The 22,286-nt window shown below is 59.3% G+C and carries 20 protein-coding genes and 4 tRNA genes; 10 read left to right on the forward strand and 14 right to left on the reverse strand.

Annotation, left to right across the window (positions count from 1 at the left end; translation table 11 throughout):
- Positions 1 to 25: 25 nt before the first annotated feature.
- The 4 genes from ABDX87_RS17370 to ABDX87_RS29250 are packed head-to-tail and all read right to left on the reverse strand — an operon-like array spanning position 26 to position 2,374.
- The gene (locus tag ABDX87_RS17370; RefSeq protein WP_346828991.1) at positions 26 to 577 is read right to left on the reverse strand and encodes a pilus assembly PilX family protein; all 552 of its coding nucleotides are present in this window, start codon (positions 575 to 577) and stop codon (positions 26 to 28) included.
- On the reverse strand, positions 574 to 1,365 hold the full coding sequence (locus ABDX87_RS17375; protein WP_346828992.1) for a prepilin-type N-terminal cleavage/methylation domain-containing protein: 792 nt from the start codon (positions 1,363 to 1,365) through the stop codon (positions 574 to 576). The genes ABDX87_RS17370 and ABDX87_RS17375 overlap by 4 nt, the downstream gene beginning before the upstream one ends.
- Positions 1,365 to 1,904, reverse strand: coding sequence for a type IV pilus modification protein PilV (pilV, locus tag ABDX87_RS17380; protein ID WP_346828993.1), 540 nt, complete (start codon positions 1,902 to 1,904; stop codon positions 1,365 to 1,367). The genes ABDX87_RS17375 and pilV overlap by 1 nt, the downstream gene beginning before the upstream one ends.
- A complete protein-coding gene (locus tag ABDX87_RS29250; protein WP_431061158.1) occupies positions 1,904 to 2,374 on the reverse strand; it encodes a GspH/FimT family pseudopilin in 471 nt (156 codons plus the stop codon). The genes pilV and ABDX87_RS29250 overlap by 1 nt, the downstream gene beginning before the upstream one ends.
- 286 nt (positions 2,375 to 2,660) lie before the next feature.
- Here ABDX87_RS29250 and thiO point away from each other — a divergent pair, with 286 nt between their 5' ends.
- The gene (thiO, locus tag ABDX87_RS17390) at positions 2,661 to 3,764 is read left to right on the forward strand and encodes a glycine oxidase ThiO (RefSeq protein ID WP_346828995.1); all 1,104 of its coding nucleotides are present in this window, start codon (positions 2,661 to 2,663) and stop codon (positions 3,762 to 3,764) included.
- Here thiO and ABDX87_RS17395 read toward each other — a convergent pair.
- The 6 genes from ABDX87_RS17395 to ABDX87_RS17420 form a co-directional block, all read right to left on the reverse strand.
- A complete protein-coding gene (locus ABDX87_RS17395; RefSeq protein ID WP_346828996.1) occupies positions 3,761 to 4,183 on the reverse strand; it encodes a hypothetical protein in 423 nt (140 codons plus the stop codon). The genes thiO and ABDX87_RS17395 overlap by 4 nt on opposite strands.
- A 16-nt stretch (positions 4,184 to 4,199) precedes the next feature.
- Complete coding sequence (locus ABDX87_RS17400; RefSeq protein ID WP_346828997.1) at positions 4,200 to 4,769, reverse strand: nucleotidyltransferase domain-containing protein; 570 nt, start codon at positions 4,767 to 4,769, stop codon at positions 4,200 to 4,202.
- Between the two features lie 78 nt (positions 4,770 to 4,847).
- Entirely contained in the window at positions 4,848 to 6,188 is a 1,341-nt protein-coding gene (locus ABDX87_RS17405) for a sigma-54-dependent transcriptional regulator (RefSeq protein WP_346828998.1), read from the reverse strand.
- A gap of 2 nt (positions 6,189 to 6,190) precedes the next feature.
- Positions 6,191 to 7,783, reverse strand: a complete 1,593-nt coding sequence (locus tag ABDX87_RS17410; RefSeq protein ID WP_346828999.1) for a sensor histidine kinase — start codon at positions 7,781 to 7,783, stop codon at positions 6,191 to 6,193.
- The gene (locus tag ABDX87_RS17415) at positions 7,773 to 8,012 is read right to left on the reverse strand and encodes a PP0621 family protein (RefSeq protein ID WP_346829000.1); all 240 of its coding nucleotides are present in this window, start codon (positions 8,010 to 8,012) and stop codon (positions 7,773 to 7,775) included. The genes ABDX87_RS17410 and ABDX87_RS17415 overlap by 11 nt, the downstream gene beginning before the upstream one ends.
- A 155-nt stretch (positions 8,013 to 8,167) precedes the next feature.
- Positions 8,168 to 9,190, reverse strand: a complete 1,023-nt coding sequence (locus ABDX87_RS17420; protein WP_346829001.1) for an outer membrane protein assembly factor BamD — start codon at positions 9,188 to 9,190, stop codon at positions 8,168 to 8,170.
- Between the two features lie 151 nt (positions 9,191 to 9,341).
- On the opposite strand from ABDX87_RS17420, the gene rluD reads away from it, so the two are divergent.
- The 7 genes from rluD to ABDX87_RS17455 all read left to right on the forward strand — a co-directional run bounded on the left by rluD (position 9,342) and on the right by ABDX87_RS17455 (position 14,714).
- On the forward strand, positions 9,342 to 10,304 hold the full coding sequence (gene rluD / locus ABDX87_RS17425) for a 23S rRNA pseudouridine(1911/1915/1917) synthase RluD (protein ID WP_346829002.1): 963 nt from the start codon (positions 9,342 to 9,344) through the stop codon (positions 10,302 to 10,304).
- Positions 10,305 to 10,312: 8 nt separating this feature from the next.
- A complete protein-coding gene (gene pgeF / locus ABDX87_RS17430; protein ID WP_346833551.1) occupies positions 10,313 to 11,041 on the forward strand; it encodes a peptidoglycan editing factor PgeF in 729 nt (242 codons plus the stop codon).
- Between the two features lie 341 nt (positions 11,042 to 11,382).
- Positions 11,383 to 13,947, forward strand: a complete 2,565-nt coding sequence (gene clpB, locus ABDX87_RS17435; RefSeq protein WP_346829003.1) for an ATP-dependent chaperone ClpB — start codon at positions 11,383 to 11,385, stop codon at positions 13,945 to 13,947.
- Positions 13,948 to 14,287: 340 nt separating this feature from the next.
- Positions 14,288 to 14,363, forward strand: a tRNA-Asn gene (locus ABDX87_RS17440).
- Between the two features lie 20 nt (positions 14,364 to 14,383).
- Positions 14,384 to 14,460: transfer RNA gene (locus ABDX87_RS17445), tRNA-Pro, on the forward strand.
- Between the two features lie 5 nt (positions 14,461 to 14,465).
- A tRNA-Lys gene (locus ABDX87_RS17450) sits at positions 14,466 to 14,541 on the forward strand.
- A 96-nt stretch (positions 14,542 to 14,637) separates the two neighbouring features.
- Positions 14,638 to 14,714, forward strand: a tRNA-Pro gene (locus tag ABDX87_RS17455).
- A 200-nt stretch (positions 14,715 to 14,914) separates the two neighbouring features.
- Here the strand turns inward: ABDX87_RS17455 and pstS are convergent.
- The 4 genes from pstS to ABDX87_RS17475 form a co-directional block, all read right to left on the reverse strand.
- On the reverse strand, positions 14,915 to 15,949 hold the full coding sequence (gene pstS, locus ABDX87_RS17460) for a phosphate ABC transporter substrate-binding protein PstS (protein WP_431061159.1): 1,035 nt from the start codon (positions 15,947 to 15,949) through the stop codon (positions 14,915 to 14,917).
- A 254-nt stretch (positions 15,950 to 16,203) separates the two neighbouring features.
- Complete coding sequence (locus tag ABDX87_RS17465; RefSeq protein WP_346829004.1) at positions 16,204 to 17,004, reverse strand: HpcH/HpaI aldolase/citrate lyase family protein; 801 nt, start codon at positions 17,002 to 17,004, stop codon at positions 16,204 to 16,206.
- A gap of 35 nt (positions 17,005 to 17,039) precedes the next feature.
- Entirely contained in the window at positions 17,040 to 18,224 is a 1,185-nt protein-coding gene (gene rhmD, locus ABDX87_RS17470; protein WP_346829005.1) for an L-rhamnonate dehydratase, read from the reverse strand.
- A 31-nt stretch (positions 18,225 to 18,255) separates the two neighbouring features.
- Positions 18,256 to 19,554: an MFS transporter gene (locus ABDX87_RS17475; RefSeq protein ID WP_346829006.1), complete on the reverse strand. Its 1,299-nt coding sequence runs from the start codon at positions 19,552 to 19,554 to the stop codon at positions 18,256 to 18,258.
- A 128-nt stretch (positions 19,555 to 19,682) separates the two neighbouring features.
- On the opposite strand from ABDX87_RS17475, the gene ABDX87_RS17480 reads away from it, so the two are divergent.
- Positions 19,683 to 20,639 carry a LysR family transcriptional regulator gene (locus tag ABDX87_RS17480; RefSeq protein WP_346829007.1) on the forward strand — a complete coding sequence of 319 codons (957 nt, stop codon included), beginning with the start codon at positions 19,683 to 19,685 and terminating at the stop codon, positions 20,637 to 20,639.
- A gap of 79 nt (positions 20,640 to 20,718) precedes the next feature.
- Positions 20,719 to 22,119 carry a diguanylate cyclase domain-containing protein gene (locus ABDX87_RS17485; RefSeq protein WP_346829008.1) on the forward strand — a complete coding sequence of 467 codons (1,401 nt, stop codon included), beginning with the start codon at positions 20,719 to 20,721 and terminating at the stop codon, positions 22,117 to 22,119.
- Positions 22,120 to 22,286: the final 167 nt, after the last annotated feature.

Consider the following 22,286-nt stretch of genomic DNA (forward strand, 5'->3'; position numbering starts at 1 on the left):
ATTTTCTGCCAGAGACACATGTTCATCAGTTGGATACCCCGACTACCGATCGCAGGATGACCCGCTGGGTGACCGCATCGCTCGTGCACAGGACCGTAGACGCGCACGCATTGATTTCGTAATAACGATGACAGTTGCTCTTGGCCACGTTCAGCAACGCGCAGTTATTCTGGCTTTGTGGGGATACCAGCGAGGTGATGTCGACAACGTACCACTGGATTCTTACGCCGTTATACGCGTTAGCCGGAACGGCGTTCACCACGCCCCCGTCATTCACGCCGAACCGCGTCGGGGTATCGCCGTTGGTGTTGGCCGGAACACTGACGGGTTGAAGTATCGCCTTGCAATCGGCGCATTGAATCTTCTGTTCACCGATTCGCAATCCCGCTTCGGCTGCGCTGGTCAGGTTTTTTTGCTGTTTGAGGTTACCGGTGATCCGCGATTCCAGCGAAACGCCGCGCATGCTCGAGAGCGCCAGCAGCGTGATGATCAACAGCATCATGAGTGCCACCAGGAGGGTCGCACCGGATTGACGTCTGCCGGTCAGGTGTTCGATCCGTTTCAATCGCACGTTCATGGCATAAGGTTCCTGACCATGAATGTGCCCTGCACGATCTGGTAAATACTTTTTGTGTCGCTATAGGTGGTGCTGTAACGGGTGTTCCACTCTCTCAGCGCTGGCGAGATATCGGCCGTGTCGAGAAGGCTGCTGGTGCCTGGACTTTGCATCAGGACCGAGTAACGGACCATACGGACGGTGCCCGCTGGAGAGACGCCGTATGCCTTGATATTTCTTTCGTTAACATCGCCGGCACCGTATTCAAAGCGCATGTCTTTAACGCCGGTGACCAGTGGAACCGTATTGCTGCCCGTGGTGCAGGTGATGGCTTTGGCCGCACTGTCGAAGGCGATCTTTTCCGTGATCACCGGATTTTGCTGTCCATAGGGTGTTGCGATCGCATTTTTGGAAGCGTTCGAAAGCGCCGTCCCCTGACACGTGACATCGGCCCGGTTGCTGGCCTGATACTGAATGCACAGCGTTGTTGCGGATACGGCCAGGACCGGTACGTTTTCACTGGAAAAATTGCAATCGCTCAACGTGCTGTTGATCGCCAGAGGCTTAAGAATGTTGCTTCGGTACCCGGCTTTAGACAGCTCCTGCGCAAGGAGGCCAAGTGCAAAACGGCCGTTTTCCTGGTTGCCGACCTGGCCCTGCTGAAAAAGATAGCTTTTCTGATTACTGATGAAAATCTGCGTCACGCCCAGAATCAGAAAACAGCCGATGACCATCGCGACCATCAGTTCGATGAGAGAAAGGCCGCGCTGACGACCACGCGACTGTTTTGAAGCCGGCGTCCACTTCATCAAAGGCGAGTCCTTAGCTTGTACGTACACGTTCCATTGGCGCCGCCGTCCAGGCAGTCGCTGGGGTTTTTCACTTTCCAGGCCACTTGTATCTCAACTTCGGTGTCCAAAATGGTGTCCGTCCCGCAGGCAGCGGCTTTTATATCGCCAGCCACAATGCTGCGGCAGATATAGAACAAGTTCACCGCCAAATCTTCAGCACCGGGTAACGAGGCTCTGGCCCGGTTCGCCCAGCAGCCTATCTGTTGAGTCGCAACTGTCGGGGTGGGGATGCAGCTGGACGCGGCGGCCTGAAAGGTAGCCCCGGGTGCTTTCATGCAGTCGTTCGTCCCGGTGCATGTCGTCGAGGCGCGAAGGATTTCCACCAGATCATCCACCAGCATCATCGCGGTATTACGTTGCACCGAATCCTGAGTGTAAGGAATCGCCTTGCTCTGAAGGGCGACCATGCCCAGCACGCCGACCACGGTAATCAGCAGACTGACCAGCACTTCGATCATGCTGAAGCCGGCACAGCGACGGCGCATGCCCACGATCATCAACATTCTCCCGGTCTTACGGTAGAAGGTGCGGTAATCCGCCCGCTCGCCTGGACGCCGATGTACTGCGTCGCGACCTTGTTATCGGTGCTGTGGCTGACCGCGAAACAAGCTGTGCTGGACACGGTCCCCGTCGACGCAAAGACGAGGCTGCCGACGGCCGTTACGATGCTGATACCGGTCTGAAAGCCCGATGTGCCGATTTGTCTAAGGTTGACGCTGGTCGCAGCCGCGCCAGACGCATAAGCGACAGTGACGTTGCCGTTCCACGCCCCACTGGCTCCGCCCGGCGCTTGAATGGTGACGCGCGTGCCGCGGGTGACGGCCTCTGCGCGGGAATACTGCAAGAGGTCGTAAAGCTCGTTACTGGTCGCGGTCACGGCGCTCTTGTGAATCATGTAGCTGAAGCTCGGAATTGCAATCGCCGCAAAAACGCCGACGATCACCACCACCACGATCAATTCGATCAAGGTAAACCCGGCGCTGTTGCCCCTGTGAGGACCCTGCCAACGGCGATGCAGATTCGGGCGTGTGTGTGGACACGGACGCCCTGCGCTGAAATCCATCAAGGAAATTCCATTTTTCGTTCGAAATATGGTGATACTACTCAGGTTCGAAGTCGCTATGTAGTGGATGTCCGGGGATATTCGCCGGACCAGTGGCATGGCGCCAATTGTTGGCCATTGTCGAGTCGGTTTATCAGCCACCTGTTGGGCGCAAACCGGCGTTAATTTTCTATTGATGATCGGGTTCTGCATGTCCAGGCAACACGTGGTAATCGTCGGCGGTGGCGTCATCGGTCTTTTGACCGCCTTTAACCTCGCGTCAAAGGTTCAGAGTGTGGTGCTGCTCGACCGTTCCGGGGTGGGGCAAGAGTCTTCCTGGGCCGGCGGCGGTATCGTTTCGCCGCTGTACCCTTGGCGCTACAGCCCGGCCGTGACCGCGTTGGCGCACTGGTCGCAGGATTTCTATCCACAGCTGGCCGAGCGGTTGCTCAAGGTCACGGGTATTGATCCCGAGGTGCACCAGACCGGTCTCTACTGGCTTGATCTTGACGACGAGAAGGAAGCGCTGGAGTGGGCGCAACGGTTGAATCGCCCGCTGTCTTCCGTGGACATTTCCCAGGTGCACGATGCCGTTCCGGTGATGGGCGGCGGCTATTCGCGTGCGGTGTACATGCCCGACATCGCCAACGTGCGGAATCCCCGTCTGGTCAAATCGCTCAAGGCGGCGTTGCTGGCCATGCCGAACGTGACGATTCACGAGCAGAGTGAAGTCAGTGATTTTGTGCGCGATGGCGACAGGATCATCGGGGTGAGCACCGCTGCAGGTGACGTACTCGGTGACAGCGTGGTGCTGGCGGCCGGGGCGTGGAGCGGCGACCTGCTCGGCAAGCTCGGTCTTGAGTTGCCGGTCGAGCCGGTGAAGGGGCAAATGATTCTGTTCAAGTGCGCGGCGGATTTCCTGCCCAGCATGATCCTCGCCAAAGGTCGCTACGCGATCCCTCGTCGTGACGGGCACATTCTGATTGGCAGCACGCTGGAATATGAAGGCTACGACAAGACACCGACCGACGCGGCGCTTGAAAGCCTGAAGGCGTCGGCGGTCGAGCTGATCCCCGCATTGGCGGACGCCGAGGTGGTGGGGCACTGGTCAGGATTGCGGCCGGGCTCTCCCGAGGGGATTCCGTTCATTGGTCCGGTACCGAATTACGAGGGGCTGTGGCTGAACTGCGGCCATTTCCGGAACGGACTGGTGCTGGCCCCCGCGTCCTGTCAGTTGCTGACCGATTTAATCGTGGGTGATGCGCCGATTATCGATCCGATGCCGTATGCGCCAGAAGGAAGAATTCAGAGCTAAAGCGTCATTGCCTTCTGTACCAGCAGGTGCAGGGCCTCGGTATTTTCGAGCAGTTCTTTGAGCAGAGGTTCATCGATATCCATGTAGCCTTCGTATTCCGCAAGGTTGCGTCGTTCGTGGCAAAGTGCAAACAGGCGGACCTGCACTTTGTCGAGGGCAATGGTATGAGGCAAGCACTGGAAAACCAGGTATCGCCGGTCAGAGCGGTACCCCATCAAGCGCATCGCGGCGAGAGCCAGCGCATGTGCAGCGTTGTAGCCCAGGTCGAAGCGGCTGGCGTAGGAAAGGGTGGAGTTGTGCGCGTCCCGGAGGCGGTCTGCTGCAGAGCGAATCAGTCCGGCGCATTCCTTGGTGTCGTAAGGTTCAAGCTTTAAACCGCCACTGCGCACAAGGTTATCGAGATTGTCATTGCTGCCCATTCCTTGGCGTACTCCCTTATTCGCTTCCAATGATCTTGATCTTGTCCTGCTCGGCCACGCGCATCACGAAGCTGTTTCCGGCTTTGAGCTTCGCCGTCCAATCAGCGGGCGAATAAAGCGTCGGGTTGATTGTTCTGCCCAGTAATTCCTCGATCGGGATCATACGCTCCATCACTTCGCTGTAACTGATTCCTTCGCCTATCAGCATCAAGTCAATGTCACTGGATGTGTTCGCGGTCCCTTTCGCGATTGATCCATAGATGAAGGCTTGCTGAAGACGGTCCGCAAACGGCATCAATTCCACTCGCAAGTGATCGGCAATGCCGAAGGTCTTGCGCACGATAGCCACCAATTCCTGGAAAACAGGATTTTCGGGATTGGCCTGGTAGTGAATCTGATTACCTTGGCGGGTCGCCGTGAGCAGGCCGGCGGAGTGCAGTTTCTCCAGTTCGCGGACCATGCTTCCCCTGCCAACCTGAGCCCATCGCCCAATTTCATTGGTGTAAAAGCTTCGCTCTGGATGGCCGTATAGCAGTCCAAGCAGCCGCTGTTGGGTTGTGGTGAAGAGTGCATCGCCGATAGACATAAGCGCTCGGTGCGGTAAGTCCCAAAAAGGGAACGATAGGTCCCTTTTTGGGACTTATCAAGTGGAGAAGCGCTCCGGCTACTCCAACCCCAGCTTCTTCAACCGATAGCGCATCGATCTGAACGTCAGGTTCAATCGCTGCGCGGCGGCTGTGCGGTTCCAGCGGGTTTCTTCGAGCGCCTGGAGGATCAGCTTGCGCTCGATGCTTTCGAGGTAGTCTTCCAGGTTGTCGATATCGGCCAGACTCGGTCCGTCTTGTTCGCTGGCGCTGACAGGCTCTGCAAGTCGCAGGTCGTCGGCGTTGATCTGGTCGTTTTCGCACAGCGTGTACGCGCGTTCGAGCATGTTCTCCAGCTCGCGAACATTGCCTGGAAAACGATAGCCCTTCAGCGCAGCCAAAGCCTGGGAAGTCAGGCGCGCAGGCGGTTGGCCAGCGCTTTCTGCGAGGCGCCGAAGCACGTTATTGGCGATCTCCTCGATGTCTTCGCGACGTTCGCGCAACGGTGGCACGCGCAGTTCAATCACGTTGAGGCGGTAATACAAATCCTGGCGGAAGCGTTGGGCAGCCACTTCGACGCCGAGGTCTTTGTGGGTGGCGCACAAGACGCGAACGTCCACCACTTGCTCCTGCTGGCCGCCGACGGCACGCACGGATTTTTCCTGGATGGCACGCAGCAGTTTGACTTGCATCGCCAGCGGCAGGTCGGCGACTTCGTCGAGGAAAAGCGTACCGCCGTGGGCTGCCTGAAACAGACCGGGCTTGTCTTCGTGAGCGCCGGTGAAGCTGCCCTTCCGGTGGCCGAAGAACTCGCTTTCCATCAGCTCTGTAGGGATAGCCCCGCAGTTGACCGGCACGAACGGTTTGTCGATGCGCGGTCCTTGTTCGTGAATCAGGCGCGCGACCAGTTCCTTGCCGCTGCCGGACTCGCCGCTGATGTAGATCGGCGCCTGACTGCGGGCCAGTTTGCCGATCTGCTTGCGCAACGCCTGCATGGGTGGTGAGTTGCCGAGCAGGCGATTGTCGATGGTGTTCTCGTTGGAAGGCGAGGCGTGCAGGCGCAATGCGCTGCCTACCAGCTCGCGCAGACGGCCTAAATCCACCGGTTTGGTGAGGAAGTCGAACGCCCCGGCTTTCAGGGCATGGATCGCTGTGTCAACGCTGCCGTGGGCAGTGATCATCGCCACGGGCACTTGGGTATGGCGCTTCTGGATATGCTGCACCAGCTCAAGGCCGTTCCCGTCGGGCAGGCGCATGTCGGTCAGGCACAGGTCGAAGGGCTCGCGCGCGAGCCAGTCCTGCGCTTCCTTGACGTTGCGCGCACTGCGCGTGTCCAGTTTCATTCGCCCGAGAGTGATCTCCAGCAATTCGCGAATGTCCGGCTCATCGTCGACGATCAGGATCTTTTGCCGTGGGCTCATGTTCAACTCAATTTGAACGGATGGGCGAAGGTGATCCGCATGCAGCTGCCGCCACCTTCCCGTGGTGTGTAATCCAGGTTCGCCTGATTGCTTTCGCACAACTCACGCGAAAGGTACAGGCCCAGGCCGGTTCCTTTGCTTTCGGTGGTGAAAAAAGGCTCGAAAATCTTCGTCAGGTGTTCGGTCGCGACGCCGGGACCGTCGTCCAGCACTTCCAGGCTGGGCAACTCGCTGTGTGGATCATGGAACAGTTTGAGCCAGACCTGGGCTTTTTCGTGCAGCTGGCCGCTGTAGCGCAGGCCGTTCTGCACCAGATTGGTCAGGACCTGCTGCAATTGCTCGGCGTCCATGCGCGTGGTCAGGGTGCCGTCGCCGGTTTCCAGGTGTACAGACTGGTCGGCGGACAGCCGACTGCGCAGGTCGCTGACGAAGTGTTCGAGCCACTGCTTGAGGTCGAGCAGGTGGGGTTCGGTCTGACGTCGGCGGGACAGCTGCAAGACGTTCTCGATCACCAGATTCATCCGTCGCGATTGATCTTGAATGATTTCACTGAGACGCCGGTCCGGCCCGCTCAGTTCCTCTGACTCGTGGAGCAGCTGCGCCGCATGGCTGATGGCGCCCAGTGGGTTACGGATCTCGTGGGCGATGCCGGCTGTCAGCCTGCCCAGTGCGGCAAGCTTGAGTTGTTGGGCCTGTTGGGAGATCTGCGAAAGGTCATCGAGAAACACCAGGGTGTGCCGGTGGCTGCCACGGGTCAGAGCAATGAAACCCGGGCGCAGCACGGGGCCGATCGCCGACGTGGTCATGCTGCGCGACGCCATGGAAGGGTTGATCAACCATTGGCGCAAACGCTCGACCAGTTGGGGTGAGTACGGATCGATGACTTCACCCAGCAGGTGCTGATGGCCGAGCAAGGTCAATGCGCTCTGGTTGGCGAGCAGCACCTGGCGGTTCGAGTCGAGCACCAGAATGCCTGTGCGCATGCGCTGCAGGATCAGGGCGTTGAGTTGCTCCAGGTTATCGACATCGGCCGCGCGCTTCTCGGCGATGTCTTCGCTGAGCTGAAGCCGGCGAGCCAGCGTTTGAACCAGCAGCGCGGCCGCAAAACACAAGGCGCCGAGTGAACCCGCCTGGACGAAGTGATTGGCTGCCGCAGGCTGGTGATAACTGATGAAGAAGGTCAGGTAGATGATGCCGATGGCTGAAACGGCGGCAATCAGGAGCCCGCTGCGCTGACGCAACAGCACGTTGCTGATGGCCACCGAGGCCACGATCAGGTTGCCGATGCCGCTCGGGGCGCCACCGCCGGCGTAAAACAATGCGCACAGCGTCAGCGCGTCGGCCATGGCCAGGGTGAACAGTTGTCCCTGACGACTGGGCCGCTCAAGCAACACGACCACGAGGATGTTGAAGACGAGGTACAGCCAGCAACCGGTGCGGAACAGTTCGATGTCGGCCAGCTGAAGCAGTTCGGCATCGAGGCTGCTGGAAATCAACAGCACCAGCAGGATGCCGATGCTCAGACGGTACAAGTGATACAGCCGCAGAATGCGCTGGGCCTGGGGTGTGGCCAGCGACAGGGTTTCAGCGGTCACGTGCAGCCGGGCCCTGTAGGCGGTGCGCTTCGGTGCAATACCATTGGAGACCCTGGCTCAGGGCGCGGTCGCGTGGAACATGCACGCCACACTGCGCGCAACGCACCATCGGCGCGGCGTCGAGCTCCGGTGCTGCGGGTTTCGAGCGTGCGGCAGGACCTTTGGTAGCGCGTTTGTACAACCAGATGATCGCCATGACCAAGGCGATCCACATAATCAAGCGAATCATGTCTACCAGCTTATGAAGTGAAGATGTCGCAGTGTAGCCAAGGCGCTGTCAGCCGCACAGTGATCTGCGCCGATCCAGGCTGTCGGAAAACTGACCGAAATAAAAAAGAGGCCCCAAAGGGCCTCTTTTTGCTGACGCTCGAATCGCGACGGTGATCAGTCGAAGACGCCGAAGGTCATGTAGCTGAAGATGGAACGGCTTTTTGGCGTGCCGTCATCGTCTTCGCTCTTCTTGTCGGCTTCGTCCGTCTGGTTCTCAGGCAACAGGTCGGCCGGAATGGCGTCCTTGGCGTCCTGATACTGCTTGATCACGTCCTGGTTGGCGCGGGTTTCTCCCGGCGGCAGTGGCGGACGGCTTTCGATCAGACCCAGCGTCGCTTTCGACAGCCACGAGCGGTTGTCCGGATCGGGCGTGCGCGGTTCGAACTTGCCATCGGCCAGCTGCGGGAAGTCCGGATAGTTGGTTTTCAGGACTTGCAGGCTGGTGTCGGCCAGGTCGTTCAGTTGCAGGCGCTGATACGCTTCGACCATGACCGCAAGCCCGTCCGGAACCGAAGGGGTTTCCTGGAAGTTTTCAACCACGTAACGGCCACGGTTCGCCGCTGCGACGTAGGCCTGGCGGGTCAGGTAGTAGTCGGCCACGTGAATTTCGTACGCCGCCAGCAAGTTGCGCAGATAAATCATGCGCTGCTTGGCGTCAGGCGCGTAGCGGCTGTTCGGGTAACGGCTGGTCAACTGGGCGAACTCGTTATACGAGTCGCGCGCAGCGCCCGGGTCACGCTTGGTCTGATCCAGCGGCAGGAAGCGCGCGATGATGCCCACGTCCTGGTCGAACGACGTCAGGCCTTTGAGGTAGTAGGCGTAGTCGACGTTCGGGTGCTGCGGGTGCAGACGAATGAAGCGCTCGGCAGCGGTCTTCGCGGCCTCGGGCTCGCCATTCTTGTAGTTGGCGTAGATCAGCTCCAGCTGCGCCTGGTCGGCATAGCGGCCGAACGGGTAGCGGGATTCCAGCGCCTTGAGTTTTTCGGTCGCGCTGTTGTAGCTGTTGTTGTCCAGATCGGCCTGCGCCTGCTGGTACAGCTCGACTTCACTGAGGTTTTCGTCGACGACTTCTTTCTTCGAAGAACAGGCAGCGGTAAGTCCGAGGATGGCTATCAGCAGCAGGTGTTTCACTTGCATGGCGGCTTGCGTCCCTATAACGGCCTGCTGTCTTGCGCAGGACCGTCCTGTTATGATGGGCGCCCCGTGGAACCCCCGGGACAAAAGACGCCGTATTTAACCACAAGCGCACAGCCGAAACCAAAGGCCAGTGCCACCTCCTAGTTTGAGCATGTCTGAGATCATAGAACTCCGCGCAGAGGTGCCGTCCGAATTGGGCGGTCAACGCCTCGACCAAGTCGCCGCCCAACTCTTCGACGAGCACTCGCGCTCGCGCCTTTCCGCCTGGATCAAAGACGGCCGCCTGACTGTGGACGGAGGCGTTCTGCGCCCGCGTGACATCGTGCATGGCGGTGCCGTACTGGTCCTCAAAGCCGAGCAAGAGGCTCAGGGCGAGTGGGTCGCGCAGGACATCGAACTGGACATCGTCTATGAAGACGACCAGATTCTGGTGATCAACAAACCGGCCGGGCTGGTCGTCCACCCGGCTGCCGGTCATGCCGACGGCACGCTGCTCAACGCCTTGCTGCACCACGTGCCGGACATCATCAATGTCCCGCGTGCTGGCATCGTGCACCGTCTGGACAAGGACACCACCGGATTGATGGTGGTCGCCAAGACCATTCAGGCGCAGACCCAGTTGGTCACTCAGCTGCAGAATCGCAGCGTCAGCCGCATTTATGAGTGCATCGTGATCGGTGTCGTGACCGCAGGTGGCAAGATCAACGCGCCGATCGGCCGTCATGGTCAGCAACGTCAGCGCATGGCGGTGATGGAAGGCGGAAAGCCTGCAGTCAGCCACTACCGCGTCCTGGAGCGTTTCCGTTCCCATACGCATGTACGGGTCAAACTGGAAACCGGCCGTACGCACCAGATTCGTGTGCACATGGCGCACATCAACTTTCCGTTGGTCGGTGATCCGGCCTACGGCGGTCGCTTCCGCATCCCGCCAGCGGCCAGTGTCACGATGGTCGAGTCGTTGAAACATTTCCCGCGTCAGGCGCTGCATGCGCGTTTCCTGGAGCTGGATCATCCGACGACCGGTCAGCGCATGAGCTGGGAATCGCCATTGCCGGATGATTTTGTCTGGCTTCTGTCGCTGCTCAAGCAAGACCGTGAGGCGTTCATCGGATGAGTGAGTTCGTGGCGGACTGGCTGATTCCCGACTGGCCTGCGCCGGTGGGTATCAAGGCGTGCGTCACGACTCGCGCGGGCGGCATCAGCCTTGCCCCGTTCGACAGTTTCAATCTGGGTGATCATGTCGACGACGATCCGGTAGCCGTTGCGCATAACCGTGCATTGCTGACGTCGCGTCTGCACACCCAGCCTGCCTGGCTCAAGCAGGTTCATGGCATCAACATCGTCGAAGCGTCACCCGCCGAGGTGCTGCAGGCCGACGCCAGCTGGAGCCAGACGCCGGGCGTTGCGTGCACCATCATGACGGCTGACTGCCTGCCTGCTCTGTTCTGCAACCGCCAAGGCACTCAAGTGGCAGCGGCGCACGCCGGTTGGCGTGGTTTGGCCGCAGGCGTGCTGGAAGCGGCGGTCGACAGCTTTGCTGATGCGCCCTCCGAGGTTATGGTCTGGCTCGGTCCGGCCATTGGCCCTCAGGCCTTCGAAGTGGGGCCGGAAGTCCGCGACGCTTTTATCGCCACGCACCCTGAAACCGTCGAAGCCTTCGTACCTAGCGTGAATGCGGGCAAATTCATGGCCGATATCTACCAGCTTGCGCGTTTGCGTTTGGCGGCTTATGGCGTGACAGCGGTGTATGGCGGTGGTTTGTCTACTTATAACGACGAGCGCTTCTTCTCTTATCGCCGGGGTGCGCGCACTGGTCGGTTTGCCTCGCTTGTCTGGATCGACGCAGTCTGAAATACCCTGTAGGAGCGTGGCTTGTCCCGCGAACGGCTGCGAAGCAGTCGTAAATCCGGCCAATGCGGTGGATCAATAGGCTCGCAGGCTCAGGGCTTACTGCCGCTTCGCGCCAGATCGTCCCGATGCGGCCCAGAGACAAGCCACGCTCCTACAGTTCGTCGTATTGCCCCCCGTTCGCATTTTCTCCCGCTAATCCCCCTCAACAAGCTAATGTTGATCTGTGTCAAGCAGCCACCGCTTGAATCCTGTGCAATCGGCCACATCTAAAGGGCTATCTGGCAGGTTTTCTTTATTAAGGTGTGTTCATTGCTCCGGCCTGCCCATTAGGAAGGTGACCAATGCGTATTGACCGTTTAACCAGCAAATTACAGCTCGCTTTATCCGATTCTCAGTCCCTGGCGGTGGGTATGGACCATCCTGCCATCGAGCCTGCGCACCTCATGCAGGCATTGCTTGAACAGCAGGGTGGCTCGATCAAACCCCTGTTGCTGCAAGTCGGCTTCGACATCAACAGCCTGCGCAAGGCGTTGAGCAAGGAGCTTGATCAGCTGCCGAAGATTCAGAACCCGACCGGCGACGTGAACATGTCGCAGGACCTGGCGCGCCTGCTCAATCAAGCCGACCGCCTGGCCCAGCAAAAAGGCGATCAATTCATCTCCAGCGAACTGGTGCTGCTCGCAGCGATGGATGAAAACAGCAAACTCGGCAAATTGTTGCTGGGGCAGGGCGTCAGCAAGAAGGCATTGGAAAATGCCATCAGCAACCTGCGCGGCGGTGATGCGGTCAACGACCCGAACGCCGAAGAATCCCGTCAGGCGCTGGACAAATACACCGTCGACCTGACCAAGCGTGCCGAAGAAGGCAAGCTCGACCCGGTGATCGGCCGTGACGACGAAATCCGTCGGACCATTCAGGTGTTGCAGCGCCGGACCAAGAACAACCCGGTTCTGATCGGTGAGCCCGGTGTCGGTAAAACCGCCATCGCCGAAGGCCTGGCCCAGCGCATCATTAACGGCGAAGTGCCGGACGGCCTGAAAGGCAAGCGCCTGCTGTCGCTGGACATGGGCGCGCTGATTGCCGGTGCCAAGTTCCGCGGCGAGTTTGAAGAGCGCTTGAAAGGGTTGCTTAACGAGCTGTCGAAGCAGGAAGGTCAGATCATTCTGTTCATCGACGAATTGCACACCATGGTCGGTGCAGGCAAGGCCGAAGGCTCGATGGACGCCGGCAACATGCTCAAGCCCGCCCTGGCGCGTGGAGAGCTGCACTGCGTGGGCGCCACGACCCTCAACGAGTACCGCCAATATATAGAGAAGGACGCAGCCCTTGAGCGTCGCTTCCAGAAAGTGCTGGTGGACGAGCCGAGCGAAGAGGACACCATCGCGATCCTGCGTGGCCTGAAAGAGCGCTACGAAGTTCACCATAAGGTGGCGATCACCGACGGCGCGATCATCGCAGCGGCCAAGCTCAGCCATCGCTATATCACGGATCGGCAACTGCCGGACAAGGCCATCGACCTGATCGACGAAGCGGCCAGCCGCATTCGTATGGAAATCGACTCCAAGCCCGAAGTGCTGGATCGTCTTGAGCGTCGTTTGATTCAGTTGAAGGTTGAATCCCAGGCGCTGAAGAAGGAAGACGACGAGGCCGCGATCAAGCGCCTTGAGAAGCTTCAGGAAGAAATTGAGCGCCTGGAGCGTGAGTACGCCGATCTGGAAGAAATCTGGACCTCGGAAAAAGCCGAAGTAACAGGCTCTGCGCAGATCCAGCAAAAGATCGAGCAATCGCGTCAGGAACTGGAGGCGGCACGGCGTCGTGGCGACCTGAATCGCATGGCTGAATTGCAGTACGGGGTCATCCCGGACCTGGAACGCAGCCTGCAAATGGTCGATCAGCACGGCAAGCCCGAAAACCAGTTGCTGCGCAGCAAGGTGACCGAGGAAGAAATCGCCGAAGTGGTTTCCAAGTGGACCGGCATTCCCGTGTCGAAAATGCTGGAAGGCGAGCGCGACAAGCTGCTGAAAATGGAAAGCCTGCTGCACCAACGTGTGATCGGCCAGAACGAAGCGGTGGTGGCTGTGGCCAACGCGGTGCGTCGTTCGCGCGCCGGGTTGTCCGACCCGAATCGCCCGAGCGGTTCGTTCATGTTCCTCGGCCCGACCGGTGTGGGTAAGACCGAGTTGTGCAAGGCGCTGGCCGAGTTCCTGTTCGACACCGAAGAGGCGATGGTCCGCATCGACATGTCCGAGTTCATGGAGAAACATTCCGTGGCCCGTCTGATCGGTGCGCCTCCGGGATATGTCGGTTATGAAGAGGGTGGTTACCTGACTGAAGCCGTGCGCCGCAAGCCGTACTCGGTGATCCTGCTGGATGAAGTCGAGAAGGCGCATCCGGATGTCTTCAATATCCTGCTGCAAGTGCTGGAGGACGGTCGCCTGACCGACAGCCACGGGCGTACGGTCGACTTCCGTAACACGGTGATCGTCATGACCTCGAACCTGGGTTCGGCACGGATTCAGGAGCTGGTGGGTGATCGCGAAGCCCAGCGTGCGGCGGTGATGGATGCCCTTACTTCGCATTTCCGTCCGGAGTTCATCAACCGGGTCGACGAAGTCGTGATCTTCGAGCCGCTGGCGCGTGAGCAGATCGCTGGCATCACGGAGATTCAGTTGGGTCGCCTGCGTCAACGCCTGGCAGAGCGGGACCTGCGTCTGGAACTGGCGCCTGAAGCCATGGACAAGCTGATCGCCGTGGGTTACGACCCGGTGTATGGCGCACGGCCGTTGAAGCGGGCGATTCAGCGCTGGATCGAAAACCCGTTGGCTCAGCTGATCCTCTCCGGCGGATTCATGCCGGGCACCAGCATCAAGGGTACGGTGGTGGACGACGAAATCGCTTTCGTCTGATCCGCTGCTCTCTATATAGAAGGTGCATGGGGGCGCTCCCGGTGAGCGCCCTTTTTTATGCGCGGGTGATTTTGCCCCTCGAACGCCTGATTTTCGGGCTCGGGAGGCTTTCTCGAAAAAAAGTTGCAAATCATTGTCTTAAAAGCAATTTGGAGGGTTGACAGGTGTTTCTGGGAATGTAGAATAGCGCGCCTCAGAGACGTGAACGCAGCGATGCAGACAGGTCGAAGAGACTGAAAATGCAGTAGATTCAGGGTTGTAAGTGCGAGATTCGTTTCGCAAAGAAGTACTGAATTTGTTGTGTTGAAGTGCGTCAAACGCTGCATCTGGAAATTGAAATTCCGTGATAGCTCAGTCGGTAGAGCAAATGACTGTTAATCATTGGGTCCCAGGTTCGAGTCCTGGTCACGGAGCCAATTTCAAGAAGTAGTACCGTCGGGGTATAGCGCAGTCCGGTAGCGCGCCTGCTTTGGGAGCAGGATGTCAGGAGTTCGAATCCCCTTACCCCGACCATTTTTGGGTCGTTAGCTCAGTTGGTAGAGCAGTTGGCTTTTAACCAATTGGTCGTAGGTTCGAATCCCACACGACCCACCATTTTTGACCTGGCTGTATCGGGTTAAATCTTAGGGAGTGACGCCAGTTGCGTCACCCGCTTGAAATACGCCTCCAGAGGTGTATTTTGTGTAACACCGGGGTATAGCGCAGTCCGGTAGCGCGCCTGCTTTGGGAGCAGGATGTCAGGAGTTCGAATCCCCTTACCCCGACCATTTTCGCCCCAGCAGTACCCGGGCAGAAAATCTGGCAACAGCGCCAACCGCGTTGAAGCCTAAAGAAAAGGCGTCCTTCGGGACGCCTTTTCTCGTTTCCGGGTTCCTGCGTTTCAGCTTTCTTCCCATCCCGCCGATGCGGTTCAGGCGCCGCCACAGCGGCACCTAATGATGCGAATTTTGGGAACTCAGGCTGGCGTCTACTGCGTCTTGGGCGCATCGCCCCAGTACGCTTCGATCTGGGTTTTCAGATCGGCCGGGATCGGGGCGAAGTCCAGTGAGCGGGCTTGTTCCTGACCGCTTTCAAGTGTCCAGCGGAAGAAGTCTTGCACCGCCTTCTGGCGCTCGGCGTTCTTCGGCTGCTTGTAAAGTACGATGAACGTGGCGGCTGTGATCGGGTAAGCGTTTTCACCCGGCGCGTTAAGCATCGAGAGGTCGAAGTCCTTGGCATTTTTCCAGTCTGCGGTCGCGGCCGCCGCTTGGAACGACTCCGTGCTTGGCACCACAAAGTTTCCGGCGGTGTTCTGCAGCAAGCCGAAGTTCAAGCCCTGCTGCTTGATGTACGCGTATTCGACGTAGCCGATCGAATTCGGCATCTTCTTCACGTACGACGCCACACCTTCACTGCCTTTGCTGCCAATGCCCACCGGCCATTTCACCGACGTGCCGGCACCCACTTTGCCTTTCCACTCAGCACTGACCTTCGACAGGTAACTCACCCAGTTGAATGTGGTGCCCGAATCGTCAGAGCGATACACCACGTTGATTTTCTGCGCAGGCAGTTTTACGTCCGGGTTAAGCGCCACCAGCGCCGGGTCGTTCCATTGGGTGATCTTGCCCAGGTAGATATCGGCCAGCACCGGGCCGCTGAATTTGAGGCTGCCGGGTTTGATCGACGCAATGTTGATCACCGGCACCACGCCGCCGATCACCGACGGGAACTGCTGCAAGCCCGACGCCTGAAGATCGCTCGAGCTCATTGGCATGTCGGTCGCACCAAAGTCCACCGCACCTTCCTTGATTTGCGCCACACCTGCACCCGATCCGATGCTTTGGTAGTTCACTTTCACACCGGTCTTGTGGTCGTAATCGGTCGCCCACTTGAACAGCACCGGGTAGATGAAGGTGGAACCGGCGCCGGTCACTTCTTGTGCGGCGCTGGCGCCGTTCAGCAGCGACAGGTTGAGTGCGATGCCCAGGCCTGCGGCCAGCATCATTCGGGAAAGCTGAAACATGGATGACTTCCTGTAATCGAGCGACATCGGGGTGTGATGTCTTAATGGGATCACAGTAATCAGCACGTTTTTATGACAGGGAGTGCCTGAGTGATTCATCCACCGCGAATGTGGTCGCTGTCGTCAAAAACTGTGGGAGCGAATTCATTCGCGAAAAATTTTCCAGCCGACAAAAGATGTGTTGGACCTGCTGGCCAATCGCGAATGAATTCGCTCCCACAGGTTTGATCGCAGCACCGTTGGGAGACGAGTGATCAATACGTGCGCGAAGGCGCTGTGACGTTGTGAGGCTCGCGGTAACGCGCCAGATTCTCTTTGGCGGCCTGGCGCAGGAGGCTGATATCGATGCCCACCGCCAAAAACTGGCAACCCCAACTCATGTAGCGCCGCGCGTCTTCTTCCGCCGGGGCGAGAATGCCGCAGACTTTTCCGGCTGCCAGCGTGGCGTCCACGGCGTGCCGAATCTGTTTCTGCACCTCGGGGTGCGACGGATTGCCGATATGCCCAAGCCCGGTGGAGAGGTCCGCAGGGCCGATAAACACCGCATCGACCCCTTCAACGGCGGCAATCGCTTCGACGTTCTCCACGCCCAGGCGCGACTCCACCTGCACGATCAGGCAAAGCTCTTCATGGGCGGTGTTCAGGTAATCGGGTACGGCGTCCCAGCGCGTGGCGCGGGTCAGGCCGCCACCCACGCCGCGAACACCATGGGGTGGATAACGCATGGCCTGCACCAGTGCGCGGGCCTGCTCGGCGGTTTCCACCATCGGCACCATCAGGGTCTGCACGCCGATGTCCAGCAACTGCTTGATCAACACCGTATCGCCGGTCACCGCACGGACAACCGGCGCAGTGCTGTAGGGCATCACGGCCTGCAGCTGCGAAAGAATGCTCGGCACGGTGTTGGGGGCGTGTTCGCCATCGATCAACATCCAGTCGTAACCCAGGCCCGCGACGATTTCCGAGGCATACCCGGTGGTAAAACCGGCCCAGATGCCATATTGCGGCTCGCGTTTGGCCAAGGCGGCCTTGAACGCGTTGTGAGGCATTTTCATTCGGGGACTCCTTTCAAGTGCATGTCAGGTGCATGTCAGTGCGTATAAGGACGGTGCAATGGGCACTCGGGATTGAGCGTCACGCCAAAGCCCGGCTTGTCGAGTCTAGACAATCGCATCCGACCGTTTTCAGGCACAGGTTCGCCCAGTAATTGTGGATGGAACATCGGCACGACCTCGTCGGCTTTTGGCGCCATCATCAGAAACTCTGCGAACGGGCTGTTGGTGCGTGTGGCGACGAAGTGGTAACTGTAGACGGACGATCCGTGGGGCACGACGAGCGTGTTGTGGGCGTCGGCCAGCGCGGAGATCTTGATCAGTTCAGTGATGCCACCGCACCAGCCAACGTCCGGCTGGATGATGTCGCAGCAGCCCATTTCCAGCAGCATACGGAACCCCCAACGCGTGGCTTCATGCTCGCCCGTAGTGACCAGCATCCCTTTGGGAACGTTTTTGCGCAGGTCGGCGTAGCCCCAGTAATCGTCGGGGGACAAGGCTTCTTCGATCCACTTCAAGCCAAATTCCTGAGCCCCGTGGGCGAGTCTGGTGGCGTAGTTCAGATCCAGGCTCATCCAGCAGTCGAGCATCAGCCAGAAGTCCTTGCCAACGCGCTCGCGCATCACCGCGAGTTCTTCGAGGTTCTTGCGCAGGCCTTCCTCGCCTTCGGACGGGCTGTGATGGAGCGGGAGTTTGCCACCGATGAAGCCCATTTTCTGTGCCAGATCGGGACGCGCGCCTGTGGCGTAAAACTGCAACTCGTCACGAACGGCGCCGCCGAGCAGTTGATGCACCGGCTCCTGACGGACTTTACCGAGCAGGTCCCACAGTGCCAGGTCGATGCCCGAGATCGTGTTGATCACCAGCCCTTTGCGACCGTAGTACTGGGAAGACAAATACATCTGGTCCCAGATTTTTTCGATGTCGGTGACCTTTGCCCCTTCGAGAAAACGCGCCAGGTGCTTCTCGACGATGTAAGCCGCAGGCTCGCCACCTGTCGTCACGGCAAAGCCGACGTTGCCCGCCGAGTCTTCGATTTCCACCACCAGCGTGCCGAGCACGTTAATGCCGAAGCTGCGACGGCTCTGGCGGTACTCCGGGTATTTGCTCATCGGCGTCGCGATATGGTCGTCGATCCAGTGGCCATCGCCCTGATCGTGATAGTCGGCACCGCCGCCCCGCAGAACAAAAGCGCGGACGTGCTTGATGGTTGGCGTGCTCATGGAGGACTCCTGTGATTCCAGTGAATGGCGATCAATGTTGATAAGTTGGCAGCTTGTGCGCTGTGTTCGATTTGGGCGGCCGGATACCCATGATCAAAGCAGCGGCGATCAGCGTGGTCACCGACAGCAGATAGAGGCCCGCCACCGGTGTCTGAAACGCGCCCTCGGCCCAGTTCTTGAGGATCGGTGCGACGAAACCGCCCAGCGCACCGAATGAGTTGATCAGCGCAATGGCGCCTGCCGCTGCGCTGCCGGCCAGGAAACTGCCGGGGAATGTCCAGAACACCGGTTGCACGGCGATAAAACCGGACGCCGCGAAACACAGGGCGAGAATCGCCAGCAGCGGATTGGCGAACGTGACCGATGCGGCAATGCCAAGTCCGGAGACCACCAGCGTCAGCGCAGCGACCAGACGACGCTGGCCGGTGCGGTCGGCGACTGCCGGGACACGCCAGGCGGCAATCAGCGCGCAGATCCACGGAATCGCGCTCACCAGTCCGACCATGAAACCGACCTTGCTCCCCATCAACCCGGCGACCTGCGAGGGCAGATAAAACACAACCCCGTAGACACTGGCCTGAATCAGCAGGTAGATCGCGCACAGGTAGAGAACAGCCGGTTGGCACATGGCCTTGAGCACACTGCCGTGGCCCTGTTTCTGACTGTCTTCAGCGTCGAGCACGGTTTGCAGCTGTTGGCGTTCTTCAGCGCTCAACCACTTGGCGTCTGCGGGGCGGTTGTCCAGATAGAAATAGGCCCAGATGCCCACGGCCGTCGCCATCAGGCCTTCGACCGCGAACAGCCACTGCCAGCCATGGCTGCCGAGCACGCCGTCCAGTTCCAGCAACAAACCCGAGAGCGGGCTGCCGAAGATGAACGCCAGCGGTGCACCAAAGTAAAAGAAGCCCATGGCCCTTCCGCGTGCTGCCTGAGGGAACCAGTAGGTGAGATAGAGAATGACGCCGGGGAAGAAGCCAGCTTCGGCCACGCCCAGCAGGAAGCGCAGCACGTAGAAAGTGGTTTCATTGTGGGCGAAGACCATCGCTGCAGAGACCAGGCCCCACGTGACCATGATTCGGCACATCCAGAGTTTGGCGCCGATCTTGTGCAGCATCAGATTGCTTGGCACTTCGAGCAGCGCGTATCCGGCAAAGAACACCCCGGCGCCAAAGGCAAACGCGGTGTCGCTGATGCCGGTGTCCGCCTGGAACGCCTGTTTGGCGAAGCCGACGTTGGCGCGGTCGAGAAACGCCATGATGTACATCAACAGGAGGAAGGGCAGCAGGCGCCAGGAAACCTTGGCCAGCAAGGAAGCGGGGAGTGTGTTCACGACAGTTTCCTTTTTGGAATTATTTGACTGCGTACGAGCGTGACTCTACTGCTGCGAAACGATGCGCGACCAATCGTTTTTAGCTTAGGATCGATACCCTCACGGTATCGATAACAGGACGCTCATCCATGGCCGACAACAGCGCGCCGCAGCATCTGTTCAGTCGTCTGCGCTACAAGCACCTGCAAATGCTGGTGGTGCTGGGTTCCAGCCTCAACCTTCACCGCGCTTCGCTGAACATGCACATGTCGCAGCCGGCCGCGACCCGAATGCTGCATGAGATCGAAGACATGTTTGGCTGCGAGTTGTTTGAGCGACTGCCGCGTGGCATGCGTCCGACGGCGCTGGGCAAGGAGTTGTTGCGATTTGCCGAGTCGGCGTTGAGCGGGCTGGACCGCTGTGCGGCCGACATGCAGGCGCGGTTGCACGGTGGGTACGGGTATCTGGCCATCGGCACGATCATGGGTGCCGCGCCGGACCTGGTCATGAACGCGGTGGCCGAGATCAAGACGCTCAACCCGCAGCTGCGTATTCGCATCATGGGCGACACCAGCGATCAGGTGATTCAGTTGCTGGAGCAAGGACGCATCGATCTGGCCATCGCGCGGCGTAACGCAGCCACCGACCGCGAGCATTACGCATTCGAGCCACTGGGCAACGAGCAACTCATGGTCGTCGTGCATCAGGGCCATCCATTGGCCAGGCGGCGCAAGCTGGACTGGGCCGAGCTGGTCAGTGACTGGCCGTGGATTCTGCAACCCGACAGCAGCCCTGCGCGTATCGCGTTCGATCAGGCGCTGGAGCGACTGGCCTTGCCAGCACCCGCAGATATCATCGAGTGCAGCTCGGTATATTCCATGCAGCAATTGGTGCAACTGACCGATGCGATCATGGTGCTTTCAGCGTCCGCGCTACGTGATTATCTGAAAATGGGGTTGGTCAAGGCCCTGCCGGTCACGATCGAGGAACGGATGGCGCCGTTTGGATTGCTCACGCGAAAGGGCGAAGCCGCCAGCCGGGAACTTGTGCAGTTCATCGAATTACTACGGCGCAGGGCGGCAGAGCAAGTGTTCGTACCCGATTGACCGTCAATGCCCTGCGCGGGTGCGCATCGGCGACACCCGGTATAGACTCCAGACAGTCTTTTCAGGATCGGCCGGTATTATGAAAGCGCCCATTCCGCCCTATGAAAAAGAGCGCCTTCAGGCGCTGCACGAGCTCGATATCCTCGACACCCCGGCCGAAGCCTCGCTTGACCGGATCACCCGGCTGGTTGCGCGCGTGCTCGACGTGCCCATCGCATTGGTGTCGCTGGTCGATGAAAATCGGCAGTGGTTCAAGTCCCGCGCGGGCCTTGAGGCAAGCGAAACGCCCAGAGACATGGCCTTCTGCGCCCATGCCATTTTGCAAACCACGCCCCTGGTCGTACCGGACGCTGAGCAAGATGAGCGCTTTAGCGACAACCCGCTCGTCACCGGTGAGCCTCATTTCCGCTTCTATGCCGGCGTGCCGATCCGCACCAGCAAGGGTTTCGCTGTCGGGACGTTGTGCGCCATCGACGAACGCCCCCGTGAACTGACTCAGGACGAGATGGATATCCTGAGCGACCTGGCCGACGTAGTCAGCCGAGAGGTCCAGCTGCGCGAGAACCTGATGCTGGCGCGGATGCAGAGGAACCGTTCCGATGCCTTGTTCAGAGCGAGCGAAGCGGGGTATCGGTCGATGTTCGAGTTGGCCTCGGTGGGCATCGCACTGGTGGGACCGGATGGCGGTTGGCTCAGCGTCAACGCTGCCCTTTGCGACATCCTTGGTTACACCCCTGACGAACTGAAAGTCCTGACCTTTCAGGACATCACCCATCCTGACGACCTGAACGCGGACATGGAGCTGTTGCGCCAATTGACCCATAACGAGATTGATCGTTATCAGATGGAAAAGCGCTACCTGCGCAAGGACGGCAGTCCGGTCTGGGTCAACCTCAGCGTTACCAAGAAATTGACCGAAGACGGGGATCTGGAGTACTTCATTTCGATCATTCAGAACATTCAGGCACGCAAGGAGCTGGAGCAGGAAGCGCGTCATGATGCGCTGACCGGACTCTATAACCGCCGTGCCCTGGACGCCCTCCTGCCCATCGCCCAGGCACGCGCTGACCGCTCAACGTTGCAAATGGCGCTGATGTTCATCGATCTGGACGGCTTCAAGGGCATTAACGACACCTATGGACATGACGCAGGCGACGACCTGCTGCGCACGATTTCTGCACGCCTGCAGAGTTGTGTCAGGCGAACCGACAGTCTCGTTCGGCTGGCGGGCGACGAGTTCATTGTGGTGCTGGAAGGTATTGTGCCGGGCGTGGACGAGGCGCGAGAAGTGGCGAAAAAGCTGCTGGCGGCGATTGCCGAGCCGATCATCATCAAGGGCGACGTGATCCGGACCAACGCCAGCGTAGGCTTTTCCATGTACGAACCCGGCTCCGGCAAGGCTGCGGATGAACTGATGCGCGAAGCCGACCGCTGGATGTACAAGGCCAAGCACATGGGGAAAGGGCGGGTGATGCCTTAGGCTGTCGGCCCGTGTTGTCTCTGTTTTTGATTCTGGCCGCAGGCCGTAGGAGCGCAGCTTGCTCGCGATGATGATCGTTCCCACGCTCCGCGTGGTAACGCCTCCCTGGACGCTCCGCGTCCCGCTCTGATTGACGCAGAGCGTCAGGGGATGTGTTCCCACGCGGA

The sequence above is a fragment of the Pseudomonas abietaniphila genome (genome assembly GCF_039697315.1).
GTDB lineage: Bacteria > Pseudomonadota > Gammaproteobacteria > Pseudomonadales > Pseudomonadaceae > Aquipseudomonas > Aquipseudomonas abietaniphila_B.

What these genes read in the sequence shown, in the direction of transcription:
- ABDX87_RS17370 (WP_346828991.1), bottom strand. Translation starts at nt 577, where the DNA reads ATGAACGTGCGATTGAAACGGATCGAACACCTGACCGGCAGACGTCAA.
- ABDX87_RS17375 (WP_346828992.1), bottom strand. Translation starts at nt 1,365, where the DNA reads ATGAAGTGGACGCCGGCTTCAAAACAGTCGCGTGGTCGTCAGCGCGGC.
- pilV (WP_346828993.1), bottom strand. Translation starts at nt 1,904, where the DNA reads ATGATCGTGGGCATGCGCCGTCGCTGTGCCGGCTTCAGCATGATCGAA.
- thiO (WP_346828995.1), top strand. Translation starts at nt 2,661, where the DNA reads ATGTCCAGGCAACACGTGGTAATCGTCGGCGGTGGCGTCATCGGTCTT.
- ABDX87_RS17395 (WP_346828996.1), bottom strand. Translation starts at nt 4,183, where the DNA reads ATGGGCAGCAATGACAATCTCGATAACCTTGTGCGCAGTGGCGGTTTA.
- ABDX87_RS17400 (WP_346828997.1), bottom strand. Translation starts at nt 4,769, where the DNA reads ATGTCTATCGGCGATGCACTCTTCACCACAACCCAACAGCGGCTGCTT.
- ABDX87_RS17405 (WP_346828998.1), bottom strand. Translation starts at nt 6,188, where the DNA reads ATGAGCCCACGGCAAAAGATCCTGATCGTCGACGATGAGCCGGACATT.
- ABDX87_RS17415 (WP_346829000.1), bottom strand. Translation starts at nt 8,012, where the DNA reads ATGATTCGCTTGATTATGTGGATCGCCTTGGTCATGGCGATCATCTGG.
- ABDX87_RS17420 (WP_346829001.1), bottom strand. Translation starts at nt 9,190, where the DNA reads ATGCAAGTGAAACACCTGCTGCTGATAGCCATCCTCGGACTTACCGCT.
- rluD (WP_346829002.1), top strand. Translation starts at nt 9,342, where the DNA reads ATGTCTGAGATCATAGAACTCCGCGCAGAGGTGCCGTCCGAATTGGGC.
- clpB (WP_346829003.1), top strand. Translation starts at nt 11,383, where the DNA reads ATGCGTATTGACCGTTTAACCAGCAAATTACAGCTCGCTTTATCCGAT.
- pstS (WP_431061159.1), bottom strand. Translation starts at nt 15,949, where the DNA reads ATGTTTCAGCTTTCCCGAATGATGCTGGCCGCAGGCCTGGGCATCGCA.
- ABDX87_RS17465 (WP_346829004.1), bottom strand. Translation starts at nt 17,004, where the DNA reads ATGAAAATGCCTCACAACGCGTTCAAGGCCGCCTTGGCCAAACGCGAG.
- rhmD (WP_346829005.1), bottom strand. Translation starts at nt 18,224, where the DNA reads ATGAGCACGCCAACCATCAAGCACGTCCGCGCTTTTGTTCTGCGGGGC.
- ABDX87_RS17480 (WP_346829007.1), top strand. Translation starts at nt 19,683, where the DNA reads ATGGCCGACAACAGCGCGCCGCAGCATCTGTTCAGTCGTCTGCGCTAC.
- ABDX87_RS17485 (WP_346829008.1), top strand. Translation starts at nt 20,719, where the DNA reads ATGAAAGCGCCCATTCCGCCCTATGAAAAAGAGCGCCTTCAGGCGCTG.